Annotated in this window: 20 protein-coding genes and 1 other RNA gene; 13 read left to right on the top strand and 8 right to left on the bottom strand. The window is 43.9% G+C overall.

Going from position 1 to position 19,562, the window contains the following annotated elements; translation table 11 throughout:
• Nucleotides 1–162 precede the first annotated feature (162 nt).
• Together AB5062_RS08895 and AB5062_RS08890 are read right to left on the bottom strand one after the other, a co-directional pair.
• Nucleotides 163–1,905 carry a bifunctional UDP-sugar hydrolase/5'-nucleotidase gene (locus tag AB5062_RS08895; RefSeq protein WP_005843228.1) on the bottom strand — a complete coding sequence of 581 codons (1,743 nt, stop codon included), beginning with the start codon at nucleotides 1,903–1,905 and terminating at the stop codon, nucleotides 163–165.
• Between the two features lie 11 nt (nucleotides 1,906–1,916).
• Nucleotides 1,917–3,920, bottom strand: coding sequence for a HAMP domain-containing sensor histidine kinase (locus AB5062_RS08890; RefSeq protein WP_011965716.1), 2,004 nt, complete (start codon nucleotides 3,918–3,920; stop codon nucleotides 1,917–1,919).
• A 46-nt stretch (nucleotides 3,921–3,966) separates the two neighbouring features.
• On the opposite strand from AB5062_RS08890, the gene AB5062_RS08885 reads away from it, so the two are divergent.
• The 4 genes from AB5062_RS08885 (at nucleotide 3,967) to AB5062_RS08870 (ending at nucleotide 7,238) form a co-directional block, all read left to right on the top strand.
• A complete protein-coding gene (locus AB5062_RS08885; RefSeq protein WP_005843835.1) occupies nucleotides 3,967–4,938 on the top strand; it encodes a DnaJ C-terminal domain-containing protein in 972 nt (323 codons plus the stop codon).
• 15 nt (nucleotides 4,939–4,953) lie between these two features.
• Nucleotides 4,954–5,241 (top strand): chaperone modulator CbpM, encoded by a 288-nt coding sequence (locus tag AB5062_RS08880; RefSeq protein WP_005843833.1) that lies wholly within the window; start codon nucleotides 4,954–4,956, stop codon nucleotides 5,239–5,241.
• A 272-nt stretch (nucleotides 5,242–5,513) separates the two neighbouring features.
• Nucleotides 5,514–5,883: RNase P RNA component class A (gene rnpB / locus AB5062_RS08875), an RNA gene on the top strand.
• Nucleotides 5,884–5,918: 35 nt separating this feature from the next.
• Nucleotides 5,919–7,238 carry a YihY/virulence factor BrkB family protein gene (locus tag AB5062_RS08870; protein WP_032934749.1) on the top strand — a complete coding sequence of 440 codons (1,320 nt, stop codon included), beginning with the start codon at nucleotides 5,919–5,921 and terminating at the stop codon, nucleotides 7,236–7,238.
• A gap of 132 nt (nucleotides 7,239–7,370) precedes the next feature.
• On the opposite strand, the gene AB5062_RS08865 is transcribed toward AB5062_RS08870, so the two are convergent.
• Nucleotides 7,371–7,973 (bottom strand): riboflavin synthase, encoded by a 603-nt coding sequence (locus tag AB5062_RS08865; RefSeq protein WP_005843829.1) that lies wholly within the window; start codon nucleotides 7,971–7,973, stop codon nucleotides 7,371–7,373.
• A gap of 204 nt (nucleotides 7,974–8,177) precedes the next feature.
• Between AB5062_RS08865 and AB5062_RS08860 the strand changes: the two genes are divergently transcribed.
• Nucleotides 8,178–8,753, top strand: a complete 576-nt coding sequence (locus AB5062_RS08860; RefSeq protein ID WP_005843827.1) for a helix-turn-helix domain-containing protein — start codon at nucleotides 8,178–8,180, stop codon at nucleotides 8,751–8,753.
• A gap of 6 nt (nucleotides 8,754–8,759) precedes the next feature.
• Nucleotides 8,760–10,412, top strand: coding sequence for an AMP-binding protein (locus tag AB5062_RS08855; RefSeq protein WP_032934748.1), 1,653 nt, complete (start codon nucleotides 8,760–8,762; stop codon nucleotides 10,410–10,412).
• A gap of 532 nt (nucleotides 10,413–10,944) precedes the next feature.
• Here the strand turns inward: AB5062_RS08855 and AB5062_RS08850 are convergent.
• The 5 genes from AB5062_RS08850 to AB5062_RS08830 all read right to left on the bottom strand — a co-directional run bounded on the left by AB5062_RS08850 (nucleotide 10,945) and on the right by AB5062_RS08830 (nucleotide 13,586).
• On the bottom strand, nucleotides 10,945–12,294 hold the full coding sequence (locus AB5062_RS08850; protein ID WP_032953229.1) for a mechanosensitive ion channel family protein: 1,350 nt from the start codon (nucleotides 12,292–12,294) through the stop codon (nucleotides 10,945–10,947).
• A gap of 166 nt (nucleotides 12,295–12,460) precedes the next feature.
• A complete protein-coding gene (locus AB5062_RS08845) occupies nucleotides 12,461–12,784 on the bottom strand; it encodes a hypothetical protein (RefSeq protein ID WP_224205408.1) in 324 nt (107 codons plus the stop codon).
• Entirely contained in the window at nucleotides 12,778–12,960 is a 183-nt protein-coding gene (locus AB5062_RS08840; protein WP_080705365.1) for a hypothetical protein, read from the bottom strand. Before AB5062_RS08840 ends, AB5062_RS08845 begins: the two co-directional genes overlap by 7 nt.
• Complete coding sequence (locus tag AB5062_RS08835) at nucleotides 12,926–13,003, bottom strand: hypothetical protein (RefSeq protein ID WP_185157322.1); 78 nt, start codon at nucleotides 13,001–13,003, stop codon at nucleotides 12,926–12,928. Before AB5062_RS08835 ends, AB5062_RS08840 begins: the two co-directional genes overlap by 35 nt.
• 277 nt (nucleotides 13,004–13,280) lie before the next feature.
• On the bottom strand, nucleotides 13,281–13,586 hold the full coding sequence (locus tag AB5062_RS08830; protein ID WP_004325853.1) for a helix-turn-helix domain-containing protein: 306 nt from the start codon (nucleotides 13,584–13,586) through the stop codon (nucleotides 13,281–13,283).
• Nucleotides 13,587–13,698: 112 nt separating this feature from the next.
• Here AB5062_RS08830 and AB5062_RS08825 point away from each other — a divergent pair, with 112 nt between their 5' ends.
• The 7 genes from AB5062_RS08825 to AB5062_RS08795 all read left to right on the top strand — a co-directional run bounded on the left by AB5062_RS08825 (nucleotide 13,699) and on the right by AB5062_RS08795 (nucleotide 19,074).
• Nucleotides 13,699–13,932, top strand: a complete 234-nt coding sequence (locus AB5062_RS08825) for a hypothetical protein (RefSeq protein WP_029425873.1) — start codon at nucleotides 13,699–13,701, stop codon at nucleotides 13,930–13,932.
• A gap of 11 nt (nucleotides 13,933–13,943) precedes the next feature.
• Nucleotides 13,944–14,495 carry a hypothetical protein gene (locus AB5062_RS08820; protein ID WP_368326865.1) on the top strand — a complete coding sequence of 184 codons (552 nt, stop codon included), beginning with the start codon at nucleotides 13,944–13,946 and terminating at the stop codon, nucleotides 14,493–14,495.
• A gap of 122 nt (nucleotides 14,496–14,617) precedes the next feature.
• The gene (locus AB5062_RS08815; RefSeq protein ID WP_004303405.1) at nucleotides 14,618–14,896 is read left to right on the top strand and encodes a hypothetical protein; all 279 of its coding nucleotides are present in this window, start codon (nucleotides 14,618–14,620) and stop codon (nucleotides 14,894–14,896) included.
• A gap of 293 nt (nucleotides 14,897–15,189) precedes the next feature.
• Entirely contained in the window at nucleotides 15,190–15,456 is a 267-nt protein-coding gene (locus tag AB5062_RS08810; RefSeq protein WP_004303403.1) for a hypothetical protein, read from the top strand.
• 198 nt (nucleotides 15,457–15,654) lie between these two features.
• Nucleotides 15,655–15,837 (top strand): hypothetical protein, encoded by a 183-nt coding sequence (locus AB5062_RS08805; RefSeq protein WP_004303402.1) that lies wholly within the window; start codon nucleotides 15,655–15,657, stop codon nucleotides 15,835–15,837.
• Nucleotides 15,838–15,859: 22 nt separating this feature from the next.
• Nucleotides 15,860–18,763, top strand: coding sequence for a hypothetical protein (locus tag AB5062_RS08800; protein WP_004303401.1), 2,904 nt, complete (start codon nucleotides 15,860–15,862; stop codon nucleotides 18,761–18,763).
• Entirely contained in the window at nucleotides 18,760–19,074 is a 315-nt protein-coding gene (locus tag AB5062_RS08795) for a hypothetical protein (RefSeq protein ID WP_004303400.1), read from the top strand. Before AB5062_RS08800 ends, AB5062_RS08795 begins: the two co-directional genes overlap by 4 nt.
• Nucleotides 19,075–19,562 lie beyond the last annotated feature (488 nt).

The following is a 19,562-nucleotide window of genomic DNA, read 5'->3' as shown; positions in this document are numbered from 1 at the left end:
GTAATAACAAAGCCCCTGCTTGTGAAAGTCGGGGCTTTGTGCATAAAAAAAGAAGGTGCGCATTTTGACACACCTTCAAACAAAGTGATGCTTACCTGATACGTTAAAAACAGCGCCAGCAGTAATAACGGGGCTACTATGTACCTTCTCTTGCTCAACTATTTATTTCTTTTCCTCGCCAAACAACAATTGATAGTCTTTTTTCGCGGCAGGCACAGTCCATTCCTCCGGAATAAACTTCCACTGGTGCATAGCATGAGGATGCAGCACTTTTTCCTGCTCAATATATTGCATCAGATAATAACGCAAATCCTTATCGGTTGCAAAAATAATACGTTTTGCCAAATCTTCCTTGGAAATTCCAGCTCCAAGAGTCAGTAAATCTCCGCCACCGTTCCCACGGTAAGAATTCAAAGCCACTTTATAAACCTTATCCATACTGAAAGGAGTCCCGTCCGACATGCTCTGAATCGTGATTTTCTCTCCTGCCGGCTTGGTCACGTCCACCGTATAATTAATGCCTGCGGCAGAGTCAAAGTTAAAGCTGAAATTCTTGAAATTAGCACGCTTCCCCTTCTCCACCGGCTCCTTGAAAAGCATCAGGTGGTCCTCGGAACTCTTCATCTGATTAGTCCAGATGGCGTATGCCATTTCCAGGAAACCTTTAATTTCCTTGCCCGAAAGTTCCATCACATACAGCATGTTCTCGTACTTGTACAAATTGAACATATCACTCACATAGATGTCTCCTTCTTTAATCTCTGCCCGGAAGGACAACGGAGCACAGAAAGACACTTCAGCACCCGAAATTTCCAATTGCAACTGATGAATCAGGTCTATGAAAGGAGAAGAACCGAAATAAGCATCCTTCGCTGTGATGGTACGTGAAATTGTACCGATTTTACGGGATACAAAGTCATTTACAGCCTTGTATTGAGGGGCAAACTTATCCATAAACTCCCGGCTGACAGGATACTTGTTCATATCCGCCAATCTACCTTCCACCGACTTCTCCACTACTTTCCCATCTTTCTTTGTTACGGTCAGGGTCACATCCGAAACTACATTGGCATTGTTTGCCGGGTCAATGACCAGCACACTGTCTCCTGCCACATTCTGCACCTTTACACATTCCCTAGTATGGTCGTGCCCCATCAGCACCACATCAAAGCCCGGAACCCGTTTGGCTACATCCATAGAGGCATCTTCCACCACCTGTCCCAACACGTTGCCCGACTTTCCGGCATGAAACAATCCCACAATGACATCAGGATTCTCTTTTTCCTTTATAATCTTCACCCATTTGCGTGCGCAGGGCTCCATTTCCTCAAAATGCAGACCACTCCATAATTTCTCCGGCAACCATGAAGGAATGGCCGGAGTAATCATACCCAGAACCGCTATCCTCACTCCGTCGCGCTCCAACACCTCGTAGGGTTTCAGATAAGGTTTTCCAGTGGCATTGTCTATTATATTAGCCCCCAGTACCGGAAAATCGCACTGTTTTATCCAACGGTCGTACACCGCATGCCCAGTCTCTACATCATGGTTACCCATATTACCTACCACATATCCCATATAATTCATCATATCCGCCGCAACATGAGTAGACACGGTATCCATGAAATTATAATAGTAAGCTGTAGGCTGACCTTGCAGGATATCCCCATTATCCATCAACAGGCAATTATCCCCATATTTCTCACGCTGTTCTTTCACAAAGGAATGAACACGGGCAAGACTTCCACTCCATTCTTTCCGTTCGATAAAGTTATACGGAAAGAAATTCCCGTGCACATCACTGGTTTCTATAATCTTGATAACCACTTCTTCCTGATTATTGGATGCAGACAACTGCATACCTGCCCACAACAGCAGGGCACTGATACATATTCTATATTTCATTTCTCTATTCTTTATTCTTTTTTAGTCAAAGGATGCGTGAATACAAACCGGGCGCCTTCGGTATAATCCTTGTCCACCCATATCTTACCTCCCAGATTCTCGATTATCAGCCTGCTAATGGCCAATCCCAGCCCCGTACCTTGGGAATATTCATTCAATTTCTCGAAACGTTCAAATACCTTTTCACTCTTATCGGGCGGAATACCGCAACCGGTATCCGACACTGACAATTCCAACTGCTGATGCTGTTTGTCTATGGCAACCGTCAGTTTGATAGAACCGGACGGAGTAAATTTTGCGGCATTGGACAGCAAATTAATCAACACCTGCTTCAGACGCTGGGCATCCGTCTTGACAACCAGCGAAGGCACAGGAGTTTCAAACAGAAACAAAGCACTGGTCTTGCGTCCATACTCCACTGTAGACAAAGCCGTCTGACACAACTCTACCACATCACATTCTTCCCATACGAATTTTATCCTTCCGGATTCCATGCGCGAGATGTCCAGAATATCATTTATGAGGTGCAACAACAAATCGGAATTCTTCTGAATGATATCACAATACTGCTCTTTCTCGGCAGGAGAGGAATCATCACTGACCAACACGCTGGAAAATCCCACAATGGCATTCAAGGGAGTGCGTATTTCGTGACTCATATTGGCCAGAAAAGCCGTCTTCAACCTGTTGGATTCCTCCGCTTTCTCCTTGGCTACCAGCAGTTCCTCGCCGGATACTTCCAGATTATGTTTCAAGTGGTTGATACGGATAATATAATATATGGCTATCAAGAAACAGGCTATCAGGAACATGAACGCCGAAACAACCCCTATGACCCAATATTTATACTGCTCATAAAACGAAGGAGTCTTGTTCACCAACACCGCTCCCTGAGGAAGATTCAATGAATCCAATTTGAATTCATGCAAACGCTTTATATCAAAAGTATAGTTTCCGGGAATAGTCAACAAGTCCACCCCTTCTCTATCCCCTTTATCCAAAAAATCATAAGTAACCGCGCCTATATTCTTTCCTACCGCATGGTACTCGGGAGTATATCCTCCCAATGCCCAATGTCCCAGCCCCACAGATGCAATAGTAAACACAGGCAGGGTGGGATTCGCATCGCGCAGCATATAAGTCGTATTACCAATAACATAACTCTCCGTACAGTCTACACGCCATGTTCCCAATAACACACACGTATTTTGAGGCAACCTGCGCATCCTTTCACTCACTTCCATAAAGGTTTCTGTACGGCCGTCCAGCCAAATTGTTTCTAAATCGGGGTACTTCTTCATCTCCTTTTTAACCAAGGCTTGCATAGACAACCCGCCATAGGTATTATCCGATATAAATGCCACACGGCGCATATCAGGATAAAAACGACGCATCAGCTTTATGTTTTTATCGACATCATATTCATATACATAACCGGCAACAATATTATAATCACTGAAATCCGTATAAATATTCTTACTTTCAGGTTCCCATACCCGCGTGTCGATACTATCATCGGGCAATACCAGTCCGTTGACACTGACCATGCCACAGATAGACGGAGTCTTTTTAGCTATCTCTGTGTCTTGTGAGATATAAGCCGACCATGCCTCCTGCCCCAACAATATAACCAGTGACGGACGGTTTTTCCCCTTATACTTACCAAGGATGGAGGCCATACGCGATTTCCACAGATAGGCCTCGGACAAATTCTTGCAGTTCATACTCTCTATGATCGGAGTATACTTGCCGCCACGCTGTCTGTATTCATCCATAAAAGCAGACAGGTTGTCAGAAATACTACGCGTTTCGGGATTATAAGAAGTGACAATAAGGATAGGCCCTTCCGAGGTCGTTTCCGCCTTCACAGGACACAGAGCAACCACAGGAAGCAGCAGGACTAATAGCATAAAAAACCTGAATATGATTGCCAATCCCCTCATTTCCTTTAGAATAATTTCTAAAAATTCGCTGCAAAGATAATAAAATAAAAACAGAACACAACCAATTGGCATGTATTTTGTTTCTCTTAAAGCAGATGAAATTTAACAAATATATAATATGGCTTACATAGACTATTACAAAGTATTGGGAGTGGACAAAAGCGCCACCCAAGATGATATCAAGAAGGCTTTCCGTAAGCTGGCCCGCAAATACCATCCTGACTTGAATCCGAATGATCCTGGAGCCAAAGATAAGTTTCAGGAGATAAATGAAGCCAACGAAGTACTGAGTGACCCGGAAAAACGTAAGAAATACGACGAATACGGGGAACACTGGAAACATGCCGACGAATTTGAAAAACAAAAGCAACAATATGGAGGTGCTGGTGGATTCGGAGGGTTTGGCGGAGCCGGAAGCGGATTCGGTACGGACGGTAACGGCAGTTACTGGTATTCCGGCAATGGAGGAGAAGAATTCACCGGTGCACATTTCGGTGGCAGCGCAGGTGGTTTCTCTGATTTCTTTGAAGAACTGTTCGGGCATCGTGGCGGTGCAAACGGCGGACGAAGCGCCGGATTCCGTGGACAGGACTATAATGCTGAATTACAACTTTCATTGCGTGAAGCCGCCGAAACACACAAACAAGTGCTTAATGTAAACGGAAAGAACATACGTATCACTGTTCCGGCAGGTATAGCCAACGGACAGACTATCAAATTGCGTGGTCATGGTGCACCGGGGGTAAACGGTGGTCCTGCAGGCGATCTGTACATCACCTTTGTCATTCCAGACGATCCTGTATTCAAACGTCTGGGAAATGATTTATATATCCATGCTCCGCTTAGCCTCTACACCGCCGTACTGGGTGGTGAAGAAACCGTGGACACACTGAACGGCAAGGTAAAACTGAAAGTAAAACCTGAAACCCAGAACGGAACCAAAGTCCGTTTGAAAGGCAAAGGCTTTCCTGTTTACAAGGAAGAAGGCAAATTTGGCGATCTGATAGTAACTTATAATGTCACCATTCCTAGCAACCTGACCGAACATCAGAAAGAGCTGTTCCGCCAATTAAAAGATAGTAGCAATTAAAAAAAGAGAAGGATTATGCAGACCGATTTAATTATTATCAACGATTTTTGCGACCGTTGCCATGTGGACCCGTCGTTCATTATGGAACTGGAAGAAGACGGACTGATCGAAGTCCGGGTGATTGACGAGGAACGCTACCTCCCCACATCCCAACTAGCGGAACTGGAGCGTTACACGCATTTATATTATGACTTGTCCATCAATATTGCAGGAATCGACGCCATTCACCACATGCTGGAACGTATAGAACTTCTGCAACAGGAAGTGCGTTCATTAAGAAACGAACTGGAATTCTACCGCTAAAATCCGTGTCCGGAGAGGGAAAGCGAAAACTGCACCCACTTCTCTTTCCGGCACTGTTCATTTACTTTTATATTTCTGTTTTTACCGTTGTTTCTATACGATAAGCAGGAGTGCCGAACCGATCATCACCGATTCTCTTCTCATTATTATATATACCAAGAAAAAGTAATGGGCTGTTCCGCTCTTTCTTCGTTTTTCCATTTATTTTCTTACTTTTTTCCGCTTTATTATCCTACGTTTAACCTAAAATCACTATCTTTGTAGACTTAAAAGCAGCCGGCCGGTCTGCCGCTGACGCCGTAAGGCGAAAGAGGAAAGTCCGGGCAACGCAGAGCATCCTACTTCCTAACAGAAAGCCATCTGCGAAGGTGGAGTAACGTAGAAGAAAACAACCGCCACAATTCCTACGGGAAACGGGGTAAGGGTGAGAAGGTGGGGTAAGAGCCTACCAGCCGCATGGTGACATGACGGGCTGTACGTCTTAGGAGTTGTAAGGTCATGTAAACCGACATTATGAGGGTTGCTCGCCCCACGTCGGAGGGTAGACCGCTAGAGCCTGTTGGTGACAACAGGCGTAGATAAATGGCAGGCACTTCGCCGCAAGGCGAAGAACAGAACCCGGCTTACAGGCCGGCTGCTTTTTTTTCATATATCCTAATGAAGAGCTTATGAGTACCATGAACAAGGAAAAACTGAAAGGTCTGCAATCGTTTCTCAAAGATGATATATGGCGGGTGACAGAAGACGAGGTTAGCAAATCCCGAGGAATACTCTATAATGCAATAAAAATCGCTACTCTTTCTGTTCGTGAATTCACTCAGGGACGTATTTTGAATAAAGCATCCGCACTGACATACAGCACCCTGCTTTCTATTATTCCCATTCTGGCCATTTTATTCGCCATCGCACGCGGTTTCGGCTTCTCCAACCTGCTGGAAACCCAATTCCGTAGCGGTCTTGAAGGACAGAGTGCGGCTGCCGAAACCATTCTTGGCCTGATTGACTCCTATCTGGTGCACGCCAAAAGCGGAATTTTTATCGGAGTGGGTCTGGTGATGTTGTTCTGGACCATTCTGAGCCTGACCTATAACATAGAACGTACCTTCAATTATATATGGCAAGTGAAGAAGCCCCGTACACTGTATCGCAAAATGACGGATTATTTCTCCATCCTGCTCTTACTGCCCCTACTTATCGTACTTTCCAGCGGTCTTACCATCTTTATGTCCACCATGGTGAAAAACATGGAGGACTTCGTATTACTGGCACCCCTGATGAAATTTCTGGTACGCCTGATCCCTTTCATCCTGACTTGGGCCATGTTTACGGGACTGTTCGTCTTTATGCCCAATACTAAAGTGAAACTGAAGTATGCCATCATTCCGGGTATCATCGCAGGCACAGCCTTTCAGGCTTTTCAATACTTGTATATCGGCAGTCAGATATGGGTATCAAGGTACAATGCAATCTATGGTAGCTTCGCCGCCATTCCTATGTTCTTGTTATGGGCGCAAATTTCATGGGGAATCTGCCTGTATGGCGCAGAACTTTGCTATGTGGCACAGAATCTTCGCAACTACAGTTTCAGCAAAGAAACGGCAAATATCAGCCGCCGTTATCACGACTTTCTGTGTATCCTCATCATGTCTCTGATATGCAAGCGCTTTGAGACGGAAGAGGCTCCTTATACCGCCGAGACACTCAGCGACGAACATAAAATCCCGATAAGGCTCACCAAGAAAATCCTGTATGAACTACAGGACATGCACATGATTTATGAAACTGCTATGGACGGTGACGATGAAAGCATAGGCTATTTGCCGTCAGTAGATATCAACCGGATGAACGTGGCTATGCTGCTGAACAGACTGGACATAGCCGGAACGGAAGCCTTCAAAATAGACAAAAAGCGATACAGCAGTTCTTGGGAGGCGCTGGCAAATGCCCGTGAAGAATATTATAAAAGCACCAGCAAGATATTGCTGAAAGATTTATAATTCTGATATTCGATTTTACCACAGATTGCACAGATTCTTTTTTGCTCAAAAGCCGATGCGGATAATTCCGGATTTCCACAAAGAAGTTTCTTTCATCTTCAACAATCATCTGTGCAACCTGCGGTAAAAGAATCAGGAGAACTGCATCATGCGGCTTAAATATTTGCCGATGATATCAAACTCTATATTCACAATGCTTCCCACTTTAAAAGTATGGAAATTGGTATGTTCGTAAGTATAAGGAATGATGGCAACCTGAAAAGTATCCTCCGTAGGGTTACAAACGGTCAGACTCACACCATTCACCGTAACCGAGCCTTTGTCCACCGTGATGTAGCCGCGCTTTGCCATTTCCTTGTCAAACGCATATCTGAAAGTAAAATACCAGCTTCCTTCAGCATCCTTTATATCCATACATTCGGCAGTCTGATCCACATGTCCTTGCACAATATGACCGTCCAGCCGCCCGTTCATCATCATGCTGCGTTCCACATTCACTTTATCTCCCACTTTCAGCAAGCCGATGTTGGAACGCTCTATCGTTTCTTTCATGGCGGTAACCGTGTACGTTCCATCCTGTAAACTGACTACAGTCAGGCACACGCCGTTATGAGAGATACTTTGGTCTATTTTCAGTTCGTCCACAAACGAACATTTCAAGGTGAGGTGCAGATTTTCCTGCTCCTTTACAATACGCACCACCTCCGCATATTCTTCTACAATCCCTGAGAACATAAGTTTTAGTCTTTAATTAAGTTTCGAGAACAAAGATAGAACAAAAAACACAAATATTCGAAACTTACCGACGGTTAATGACAAATGACCGGCAATTCGTCGCTAACCTGCCTTTTTTACATATTCAGAACAAAAACAGAGTGCCCAATTCTTTTTTATTATATATTTGCACTTTATACTTTGCAAACTTATTAAAAACAAACCATGGACAGCACAAAGATTGTTGGTGAAAAAATAAAATCACTACGTGAAACAAAAGAAATCAGTGTGGCCGAACTGGCCGTACGCTCTGGCCTTGCCGAAGAACAAATAGAACGAATAGAGAATAATGTAGATCTTCCTTCATTGGCTCCCCTCATCAAGATAGCCCGCGCGTTAGGGGTACGTCTGGGCACTTTTCTGGACGACCAGGAAGAACAAGGAGCAGTAATCTGCCGGAAACAAGAGAGTGAGGATACCATCAGTTTCTCGAACAATGCAATGGACCTGCGTACACATATGCGCTACCACTCACTGTCAAAATCAAAAGCGGACAGGCATATGGAACCATTCATCGTAGACGTGGAACCGACGGAGGAAAGCCACTTCTCACTCTCCTCGCATGAAGGTGAAGAGTTTATCTATGTCATGGAAGGCGCCGTCGAAGTATGCCATGGTAAAAAATGCCATCTGATTAAAGCCGGAGACAGTATTTATTATGATTCTATCGTTCCGCACCACGTACACGGATATCAAGGACAAGCCGCCAAAATATTGGCTGTTATCTATACTCCTATTTGATTTATGATGGAATTAAGCACGAGAACCTTGGGTGACTGGCTTGAACATTGGGCCCTCACCACTCCCGATAAAGAATATATCGTATATTCCGACCGCAATCTGCGCTTCACCTGGAAACAATTTAACGAGCGTGTAGACCACATGGCCAAAGGACTGCTCGCCATCGGCGTGAAACGGGGAACCCATGTAGGAATCTGGGCGGGTAATGTGCCCGACTGGCTGACCTTTCTGTACGCTTGCGCCAAAATCGGCGCCGTGGCCGTAACAGTAAATACCAACTACAAACAGGCAGAACTGGAATACCTCTGCCAGAATTCGGATATGCACACGCTGTGTATCGTAAACGGAGACCGTGGCAATGACGACTATGTAAATATGGTCTACGCCATGCTGCCCGAACTAAAGACCAGCCAGCGCGGATATCTGAAGAGCAAACGCTTCCCCTGCATGAAGAACGTGATTTACATCGGCCCCGAAAAATACCGGGGTATGTACAACACCGCCGAAATTCTGCTTCTGGGATGCAACATAGACGATGACGAGCTGCTGGAAGCGAAAGCGAAGGTGAACTGCCACGACACGGTGAACATGCAGTACACTTCGGGCACGACCGGTTTCCCCAAAGGAGTCATGCTCACCCATTACAACATCAGCAACAACGGTTTCCTGACTGGCGAGCACATGAAATTCACTTCCGATGACAAACTATGTGTCTGTGTACCCCTGTTCCATTGCTTCGGAGTGGTATTAGCCACCATGAACTGCCTTACACACGGATGCACGCAGGTGATGGTGGAACGTTTTGACCCGCTGCTGGTACTTGCCTCCGTCCACAAGGAACGCTGCACGGCCTTGTACGGGGTTCCTACCATGTTCATTGCCGAGCTGAACCATCCCATGTTTGATATGTTCGATATGTCCAGTCTGCGCACCGGCATTATGGCAGGCTCACTCTGTCCGGTGGAACTGATGAAACGTGTGGAAGAGAAAATGTTTATGAAGGTCACCAGTGTATACGGGCTTACAGAAGCTTCTCCCGGCATGACAGCCTCCCGCATCGACGATTCGTTTGATGTACGCTGCAACACGGTGGGCCGTGATTTCGAGTTTACGGAAGTAAAAGTGATCGATCCGGAAACTGGCGAGGAATGTCCCATAGGCGTACAAGGCGAGATGTGCAACAAAGGGTATAACACCATGAAGGGGTATTACAAAAACCCCGAAGCAACCGCTGAAGTGATAGACCGGAACGGCTTTCTCCACTCAGGAGATCTGGGAGTGAAAGACGAAGAAGGTAATTATCGTATCACAGGACGGATAAAAGACATGATTATCCGTGGCGGAGAGAATATCTATCCACGGGAAATAGAAGAGTTCCTGTATCAGATGGAAGGAATAAAAGATGTACAGGTAGCCGGTATCCCCTCCAAGAAATACGGAGAAGCGGTAGGCGCATTCATTATCTTGCACGAAGGGGTGGAAATGAACGAATTTGATATACGTGACTTTTGCGACGGCAAGATAGCCCGTTACAAAATTCCTAAATATATCTTCTTTGTTGATGAGTTCCCCATGACGGGCAGCGGAAAGATACAGAAATTCAAGTTAAAGGATGTGGGATTGGAGTTATGCCGGAAGCAAGGCATCGAGATTATTTAATTCAGCCTGCCTCTTGCATTAAAAATGCAGAATTAAGTTACACAGTCACGGAGAGGAATACATTGCACGGATTCTTCTCTGTGGTTCTGTATCGGATATCGGAACCGGACAGCAGATGTACTCCTCACGTTACTCCATAAAAAAAGGAGCAACGCCTTGCTCCAACCTTTTGTTAACCTTAAATCTAATACTATGAAAAACACACATGCAAATATACACACTTTCCTGCTATCTGCAAATTTAAGGAAGCGTTAAGAAGAAATTATAGTATTGTTTAATAAAAGCAACAACTCCTTTAACATTTCAAGTTAAAGTGAATGGTTCCTTTTAACAAAACAAAAAGGCTGTCCCGTAAGGAACAACCTTTCTATATTTTTTATAGTAGACGCTTCTACTTCAGATGCAACTACTTCTCTCAAGCCGATTGCAATCTTCAACCTTTAATCTAATACTATGAAAAACACATTTATATAACACGGCGGCAACAAGAATTGTTCAACCGCAAGTCATTAATAAATGTTTAAATCCCTAACTATACCTTTTCTTCCTTTGGCAAGACCGAATGCCAAGGAATTCCGCCTACAGTAGAAAGGTCCTTGCCAGACTCTATCAAACCACTGATTACATAATCTCTGGCAGTAGGATTCTGGAACGGATACAATCCAAACTCGGGAAGAACAGAAACAAAATGTTCCATGATTTCCGCCTGGATAGATTCATAACTAGGCCAGTTCTTATTGGACGAGAAACAATAAATTTGTACGGGCAGACCATTCTCCGTAGGAGCCAACGTGCGCACCATCAGCAACAGGTCCTTACTGATAAAAGGATGGCGCTTCAGATAGAGAGTCATATAAGCACGAAGCAGCCCTACATTCGTATCGATGGTTCCATTTACCAATCCGGCCGGATTGTCAGTATTCGCTACTTTTCCTTCAGCCGCCTGTTTCTGCTTTTCTGTGATAAAGTCGGCCAAATCAGCATCAAACTTCTTCATTTTCTCCAAAAATTCAGGAGTACAGGGTTGTATGTAATCCAGTTTCAATGCATACTCGCGCATAATACGCCGCCCGCCCGATTCAGTCATCCCACGCCAATTGATAAATGAACCGGAGACTAATGAATAAGGAGGTATAGTGACAATAGTATTATCGAAATTCTGAACCTTCACAATGTTCAGAGTGATATCCATCACCACCCCATTCACATTATTCTGCGGCATCTCAATCCAATCGCCGATATGCACCATATCATTCTCGGAAAGCAGTACCCCCGCCACAAAGCCAAGGATGGTATCTTTGAAAATCAACATCAGTACGGCAGCAAAAGCACCCAGTCCGGTAATCAGGTTGAGAGGCGACTTATTAATCAATATGGAAATGATGACAATGATGGCAACACACGAAAAAATCACTTGAAAGATCTGTATGAAACCTTTCATCGGACGATTCTGTAACTGCTCCTTGTTCATCAGCACATTACCTACCGAGTTTAACACGGCATTGACCGAAAACAACAAAGCGATAAAGAAATAAATCCAAGTGATTTTTTCACTGACAGTAAACCAAGTAGAACGATAATCGAACACAAACGGCAACAAAGCGGATATAATAAGCGGCGGAATGACCGCAGACATTTTCCGCAAGGCATTGTATTCTATCAGCGAACTTAAAAAACTGATATTTTTATATTTCAACACCTTCCGTGTGAAACGCACAGATAAATAATGAAAAACAGCTCCTACAGCAAAAGCAATAACCACAATCAGGATCAAGAAAATAATCTCATCCAGTTCATTCAACCTATCGCGCGGGATGCCTATCCATGATAGAAAACTCTTAATCCAAGTCAATAAAATTCGGGCAAATTCGTTTGTACTCATAATTATCGTCTTTTTACTTATAGAACCATCTATAAAAACATTTGTTTAGCTGAGGGATGAAAAATCCTCCCCCAGCCTGTCCGGAAACGGTTTCCTGCTTTCCTTTTACTCTGTCATTCCAGCGTAACAAGAATCTTTCAAGGAATCGGCGAAGTAAACCAAGAAGTCAAACAAATCTATTTATCGAATATACCATCTTTCGCACTGGCTGTAGACGGCACCCCAACATAACCTCCCAATTACAATTAGAAACCCCAATTGTCTTCGTATTCGAGAAACCAAGACCTATCCCTGCTTTATCCACATCCACGTTATCAAAAGTCACGTTATAAATAGGCTTCTCCTCTGTGCCTTGAAGCACCAATGCAGCTACATTCACCTTTTTGCATTTCAAATCCTTTACATAAATATCATGCACCTCAGTAAAATAATGGTTATCCATCCCCTCGCCTGCATACATGGAAGTTACGCGTACAAAAAGGGTTAACATGACTTTTTAACCGGTTCAATCTTTCCGCTGCCATGAAGCCCAAAGGGCGGAGAAACTGAGAAAAAGTAATAGCCCGCCAGCGGAATTAAACAACAATGTATTGCATCTGTTCCTGTTGCATAAACCTTTTCTCTTTCCAGATTAAACCTTTTTATACGGATGTATTCTATCTCCATAGCCTTTGGAGTTATCTCCATAAGCTTTGGAGTTATCTCCCAAGGCTATGGAGTTAACTCCAAAGGCTTGCGGAGATAGAACAAACAGGAAGAAAACCCTTAACTATCCAACGGGAAAGGTTTATAGATATGGACAAGATCTTTTCCATAGCCCCGCTTATAGATAAATCCTTTTTAAATATTTCCATAAAAAAAGCTGTACCCTCAGAAGATACAGCTTTTTTTATGTGATTCAAGTAACGTTTATTAATCGCTTGATTATTAATTGCTTGTATAATTGTATAGCCTACAATATGCCTACATTTCTTATCTATTACAGGTTATTTCTTACTTAATAAGACTTGTATTAGACGTTCCTTCTCCTCAATTATCCTTTCTAAATCAGCTATTTTTGCATCCTTATCAAGTTCATTTGATTTTATTCCAGGTATGGGAATATTATCAAAGAATACACCTACAGGAACTTCCAGAACCTTTGCTATTGCCTCAATGGTTTTTGTATTCGTTGTTCCATTCCTGACAATAGCCTGTATGCTACTATCTTCTTTTCCTATACGTGATGCAAGTTCTCGTATAGTGATTTTCTTTAACTCACATAATTCTCTTATTAACAAGAAATTAGCCATATTATATCTTTGTTATAACTTTTATTAACGTAATTCTTATTCACTTGTGGTGAAAATAATTATACCTTTGCTATGTAAAGTTAATAATAATGAGTATATTTATCACAAAGGTATGACGAAAAAAAAATTAAAAAGGAATGATGACGGCGAGAAACTAAGAATGTACCTTTTGAATTTGCCGGTAAAAGAATCTTCTGAAATGTCCCTTAAATTGGCAGAAGCATGTAAAGTGCCATTACATACCTTTCGTAATTGGCGGGGTAGTCGTTGTCGTATTCCCGAACTTGCCAAGGATAAGATCGAGGAAGTCACAGGCGTAAAAATCTTCCATAGTGAAAACCAATAAATAAAAGAAAAATGAAATCAAAGAAATTAGAAATTGAAATTCCGGAAGGTAAAACAGCTGTCTGGAGAAATGGAATCTTAACTCTTATTGATGAACCAGAAAAAGACGTAAGAAAACGTATTAAGACGTTTGAGGACGCCTGCCGTGAAATTGGCATCGATGCAGAAGCATGGAACCGAGATAAAATATCCCTCGGTCTTGAACCTGACGTTCTGGCTTTCCTGAAACTCCGTATCATTGTCAAGGCTTTAAATGAAGGCTGGGAACCTCAATTTACAGAGGATGAATGCCGTTATTATCCTTGGTTTATTCTTTATACAAGGGAAGAATACAACAAGTTAGACGAGGAAGAAAAGTCTCGTGTGGTGTATCGGTCGGTCAACTACGCGGGCGCGTTGGGCGGTGTTTCGTGTGCGGTCGCGAATGTCGATTCATCGGGCACGTTTGCGTACATCGGCGTTCGGCTTGCCTTCAAAACGTCGGAACTGGCAACGTATTGCGGTCGACAATTCCTTGATATTTGGGCGGACTTTGTTTTTCTTCCGGAAGAGAAAAGTGAATAAATAACCGGGGCGGTTTTTGCCGCTCCATATAATAACCGCCGGAGTGTGGAGATAACCCCGAAGGGCGAAAGCGGGCGTTATTGGTAGTTCGATGCTATCCTCCGGCACAGCTATAAACAACAATGAGCAAAATTTACATAGTAACTAAAAGGGAATCCGGAAAATACGAAGAAGACGGCGTTTGGTTTTCTATCCTTGCCGCATTTGATACGAGAAATAAAGCAGAAGAATATTTAAAGAAATATGAAAAAACAGCTCCTAAAGAAGCTTACTACACTTTCTATCGAATAGAATCTGTTCCGTTGTTTCTTTCTTCTCATAAAGTGAAAATAAACAGACCGAAACATACGACCTATCCTATTGGTGAATTGGTAAAATTAAAAATAAGTGGTGAAAAATAATTCAAATCAAGAACAGAAATGAGCAAAAAAATCTCCATAAAAGTAACTGAAGCACAACCGCTTCCTTGCCCTTATTGCAATGGTTTTTACGGTTATCAGTATAGTGATCTGTTTAGAATGAGTTACACGAGTGTGCATAATTCTGACGGTACATATTCCGGTGGGGAATATTCCGATGGAGTTTCCTTAAACAAGAGTAAAACAGCTTATTGTGTGAATTGTGGTACCAAACTACCTTTTACCCTAATACGTGAAGGTGAGGAACAAGTCGAATAATTAAAAATAAATAAGTAATGAAATCAACAATTACCACCCCCGATGAATTAACCACGCTACGAATAGAAGGCAGCAGTGGAACTTATAAAATATTCAGTAGTTTCCGCCCCATGGAATCCCCTGCGTTCGTGGATGCGGTAGACAGGAAGTATAATCTGGCGGAGATTAAGAATCTTTCCGGCGGAAAAGGTTATTTCCTGGTACATTTGAACAGGGAGCAGCAGGAAACCATACAGGAGGATTTAAACGCTATCCTTTGCGATAGTGTGCCGAGTCTTCTGTAAACTAAGACGATCTTAACGAAATGCCATGAAAGAAGACAGACGCCTAAGAAACCTACGTTATCAGATGCGGAAGAAAGGTTACCGGTTCGATACAAAGCACCTGGTGGCCATTATGCCTTCACATGACAAACGTTCCCTTCTCCAGGAAAGGAGATTAAGCAAATTCGGTTTTTCAATTCAGTATAACATGTTTGAACAATGAAAGATAAAAATTTAAAATACATCGCCCACGCTATTATCGTGGTTGCCTTTATGGGACTGATTGCCTTTGTCATTTATTATACGGGTAAAACCGCTTTTCTTTGGCTGTTATTATTCGTTTTCCTGTATCAACCTTGGACGGAGATGTGCCCGGGACGGAAAGAAGACAACGAAGAATAAGTAACCATGTAACTTTATAACGATGATAAAGGCAGAAGACATCTACAAAGTAACCAACAACGGGCTGGATATAATTCTACATTATTATCCGCAAGCCCGGGATTGTGTCGGAACCAACCGCCATTTCAAACGCCGGCCGTCAGAAGACGACGCGTCGGCCTGTATCAAGTTATTCGGAAAGGAAGGTTCCCAGCAGGTTTATAAGGTAACGGATTTCGGCGATACCGGAACGGCTCAAAGCCCCGTCGATATCTGCATGTATGAGGAAGGCCTCCGGTTTAACGAGGCTATCCTTAAACTTGCATCCATGTACAACGTAACCGATGAACTCAACCGTAACGTAAACAAGCCGGACATCCGTAAGGTTCCGGCCTCCCAGGATCAGAAAGACGGTACTAAACTTTTCGAGCTTGCCGATCATCTCACCCCGGATCAGTTACGCATACTCGGCCCCCGTGTCACCCAGGAGAACGCCGAGGCCCTGCACTGGTATTCGGCCAAATATATAGGGTATGTAAAAAATCGCGAGGTAACCTATAAATACGCGACTGCGACATACCCTATCTTTATGCGCGAATGTCTGGTAAAACCGGCCGAAGGCGACACGCCCGAAGTGAAGTTCTATAAAATATACGAGCCTTTGAATCCGGACAAGCAATGGCGTTTTTCCTACACTCCGGAAGGTGTCAAGCCGAAAGACTATATAAACGGCCTTTCCGAACTGAAAGCCTTATACCGGGAATTTAATTCCAGGGAGGAAGCCGCCTTTAAAAAGAATCCGGCCAATGCGGAAAAGCCCTATAAGGAGCAGAAGCTGCAGGAGGCGTTTATATGTTCCGGAGAGCGCGACGCCCTGTGCGTTAAATCGTTGGGCTTTTCCCCGATCTGGTTTAATTCGGAGACGTATAAACTTTCCGAACAGGATTACAAGGAGATCATGAAATACGTTGAAGTCCTGTATAACATACCCGATATCGACACGACGGGCAGGGTGAAGGGTACGGAACTTGCATTACGCTTTATTGATATCCACACGATCTGGCTACCGGCCTGGCTTACCACTTACCGGGACCAGCGGGGCAAACCGCGTAAGGACTTCCGGGACTTCATGGAATTAAGAAGCAAGAACGAAGATTTCCGTAACCTTATGACGCTTGCCATGCCCGCCAAATTCTGGTATTCCAAGTTTAACGAGAAATCCCGGCAATGGGATCACAATATAGACGCGGACTGCCTTCACTACTTTTTACGTCTTAACGGTTTCTATTCGCTTCATGATGAAAATTCCAGTTCAACGAAATACATCCGTATTACCGGCAATATCGTAAAACTGATAAAGGCAAAGGATATCCGGAAGTTTATCCGTGAGTGGGCCCAAGAGAGCTTTTTATCCCGCGATATAAGGAATCTTATTCTGAACAGCCCCAAACTGTCAGATACGGCCCTGGACAACTTGCAGGAGATCGAACTGGATTTTACCAATTATACCCATAATACGCAGATGTTCTTCTTTCCCGGTTGCAGCATGGAGGTAAGCGGTACCGGTATAAAGGAACATCCGGCCAACGGCAGCACATTGTCCCACTACGTTTGGGAAGAAAACGTCCTGAAACACAAAGTCCGTCTTATGGAAGACATGTTTACTATTTCCCGTAAAAAAGACATAGAGGGGAACGATGTGTTTGATATCCGGATCAATGCCGTACCGTCTAACTTTTTTGGTTATGTAATCAATTCGAGCCGCGTTTACTGGCGTAAGGAACTGGAATATAATTTCGATGACAAGAGCGTGGGGGAAGCGGAATCCTACCGGGAAAAACATAAATTCGATATCGAGGGGGAAGGCCTCACGGCGGAAGAAGTGGCCGAACAGAAAAGGAACCTTATCAACAAGATCTTTACTATCGGTTATATGTTGCACCGTTATAAATCCCCTTCGCGTGCCTGGGCACCGCAGGCCATGGATAACAAGATCGGTGAAGACGGTGAATGTAACGGGCGTTCGGGCAAATCATTCATGTTCAAAGCCCTTTCCTACTTTATGAAGACCGTCAAGCTTTCCGGCCGTAATCCCAAGTTAATGGATAACCCGCATGTGTTCGACCAGGTAAACCAGCATACCGACTTTATCCTGGTGGATGATTGCGACCGGTATCTTAATACGGGCCTGTTTTACGATATCATCACGTCAGATATGACCGTGAACCCGAAGAACAACCAGTCGTTTACTATACCTTTCGAGGAATCGGCCAAGCTGGGATTTACAACTAATTACGTTCCTATTGATTTTGATCCGTCTACGGAAGCCCGTTTGCTGTACCTGGTATTCTCCGACTACTACCACCAGCGTACGGAAGATAACGACTACCGGGAAACGCGTTCTATCCGGGACGATTTCGGTAAGGATTTGTTTTCCAAGACTTACAGCGAGAACGAGTGGAACGCCGATATAAATTTCTTCTTGCAGTGCTGCCGTTTTTACCTTTCCCTTTGCGAGGAATCTATAAAACTGCTTCCGCCCATGGAAAACATTATCAGGCGTAAATACAAGGCCGATATGGGCAATAACTTTGAGGATTGGGCGAACTCTTATTTCTCTCCGGACAGCGAACACCTGGACAGCTTTATCGTCCGTGAAAAGGCTTTTGCTGATTACAAAAGCTTTTCCGGTGTGAATAAAATCACGATGCAGCGTTTTACAAAGGCCCTCAAAGGCTTTGTGGCCCTTTGCCCTTACATTGACGAACTCAACCCGAAGGACCTTTGCAACTCCCAGGGGCGTATCGTACGCAAAGATAACGACGGCAAGGCCGCCGACATGATCTATCTGCGTTCATGCGGCACGGCGGAAACGGCTGCCGGTGGTGGAACGGAACCGGCCGATCCGACACTCATGTTTGTACCTGATGAACGACCGGATGAATGAATAACGCGCATTTGAAATTAAACAGCATGTCCGAGTTTACCGCGCTCTGGAACAGCGGCGAGAGGTTCCGAAAATTCGCCGAACAGGTCTACCGCTATCTGGAGCGTATGAAACCCGGTACCGTCCTGGCACTGGAACGCTATTCGGGCGAGCAGCTCGAATGGATCATCAAAACGGCCTGTGTTTTTATCCTGGAAGGCGACAACTACCTGGAGTATGAATTTAACGAAGACTATACGGCCGTCGTGCACCGCTATATACCCCCGGACGTAAAGAAATGGATTTTAAGCAGGTGCAAACATCGCGTATAAGACGGATCGGAGCCGGTATAAAATACGAAAAGAGGGACCAGATACGAATGTGTCGGTCCCTCTTTTCGTATGGAAACAGATGCGTCCCGCCCGGCTTCCCTCCCCATACCCCACCTCTATTTCATACAAAATTTTAGTAACCTTGTAACCTTTGTTTGCTTGAAAGAAAAAAGTCTGAAAATCAAATAAATAAATAGGAAATAAAGGTTACGAAGTTGCAGTTACAAAACGGTTACGAATTTTTCCGGTTTGTAACACCGGCCTTTTTATCTTCTACCGGTAAGCCCGGTTACAAACTGTTTTCCTGCCATTTTTTTGTAACGGAAATTAGTAACGTTACTAAGTTGCTAAGATACAGGATTTTACCTTTGTCGGTTGCCCGGTTACGAAATTACAAAAATTTAGTACCGAATTATATCAGCACAGCCTGGCAGAGAAAATGTCGGGTGTGTGGTGGCTGGAAAAGGCATATTATAATTATTCTCCCG

It is taken from the genome of Phocaeicola sp. RTP21359st1_B8_RTP21360_211022, from assembly GCF_040911965.1.
In the GTDB taxonomy this organism is placed as follows: Bacteria; Bacteroidota; Bacteroidia; order Bacteroidales; family Bacteroidaceae; genus Phocaeicola; species Phocaeicola vulgatus.
The sequence above is the reverse complement of the archived record's forward strand: the minus strand, read 5'-3'. Positions and strand labels throughout refer to the sequence as shown.

What these genes read in the sequence shown, in the direction of transcription:
- AB5062_RS08895 (WP_005843228.1), bottom strand. Translation starts at nt 1,905, where the DNA reads ATGAAATATAGAATATGTATCAGTGCCCTGCTGTTGTGGGCAGGTATG.
- AB5062_RS08890 (WP_011965716.1), bottom strand. Translation starts at nt 3,920, where the DNA reads ATGCCAATTGGTTGTGTTCTGTTTTTATTTTATTATCTTTGCAGCGAA.
- AB5062_RS08885 (WP_005843835.1), top strand. Translation starts at nt 3,967, where the DNA reads ATGGCTTACATAGACTATTACAAAGTATTGGGAGTGGACAAAAGCGCC.
- AB5062_RS08880 (WP_005843833.1), top strand. Translation starts at nt 4,954, where the DNA reads ATGCAGACCGATTTAATTATTATCAACGATTTTTGCGACCGTTGCCAT.
- AB5062_RS08870 (WP_032934749.1), top strand. Translation starts at nt 5,919, where the DNA reads ATGAACAAGGAAAAACTGAAAGGTCTGCAATCGTTTCTCAAAGATGAT.
- AB5062_RS08865 (WP_005843829.1), bottom strand. Translation starts at nt 7,973, where the DNA reads ATGTTCTCAGGGATTGTAGAAGAATATGCGGAGGTGGTGCGTATTGTA.
- AB5062_RS08860 (WP_005843827.1), top strand. Translation starts at nt 8,178, where the DNA reads ATGGACAGCACAAAGATTGTTGGTGAAAAAATAAAATCACTACGTGAA.
- AB5062_RS08855 (WP_032934748.1), top strand. Translation starts at nt 8,760, where the DNA reads ATGGAATTAAGCACGAGAACCTTGGGTGACTGGCTTGAACATTGGGCC.
- AB5062_RS08850 (WP_032953229.1), bottom strand. Translation starts at nt 12,294, where the DNA reads ATGAGTACAAACGAATTTGCCCGAATTTTATTGACTTGGATTAAGAGT.
- AB5062_RS08845 (WP_224205408.1), bottom strand. Translation starts at nt 12,784, where the DNA reads ATGTTAACCCTTTTTGTACGCGTAACTTCCATGTATGCAGGCGAGGGG.
- AB5062_RS08840 (WP_080705365.1), bottom strand. Translation starts at nt 12,960, where the DNA reads ATGGAGATAGAATACATCCGTATAAAAAGGTTTAATCTGGAAAGAGAA.
- AB5062_RS08830 (WP_004325853.1), bottom strand. Translation starts at nt 13,586, where the DNA reads ATGGCTAATTTCTTGTTAATAAGAGAATTATGTGAGTTAAAGAAAATC.
- AB5062_RS08825 (WP_029425873.1), top strand. Translation starts at nt 13,699, where the DNA reads ATGACGAAAAAAAAATTAAAAAGGAATGATGACGGCGAGAAACTAAGA.
- AB5062_RS08820 (WP_368326865.1), top strand. Translation starts at nt 13,944, where the DNA reads ATGAAATCAAAGAAATTAGAAATTGAAATTCCGGAAGGTAAAACAGCT.
- AB5062_RS08815 (WP_004303405.1), top strand. Translation starts at nt 14,618, where the DNA reads ATGAGCAAAATTTACATAGTAACTAAAAGGGAATCCGGAAAATACGAA.
- AB5062_RS08810 (WP_004303403.1), top strand. Translation starts at nt 15,190, where the DNA reads ATGAAATCAACAATTACCACCCCCGATGAATTAACCACGCTACGAATA.
- AB5062_RS08805 (WP_004303402.1), top strand. Translation starts at nt 15,655, where the DNA reads ATGAAAGATAAAAATTTAAAATACATCGCCCACGCTATTATCGTGGTT.
- AB5062_RS08800 (WP_004303401.1), top strand. Translation starts at nt 15,860, where the DNA reads ATGATAAAGGCAGAAGACATCTACAAAGTAACCAACAACGGGCTGGAT.
- AB5062_RS08795 (WP_004303400.1), top strand. Translation starts at nt 18,760, where the DNA reads ATGAATAACGCGCATTTGAAATTAAACAGCATGTCCGAGTTTACCGCG.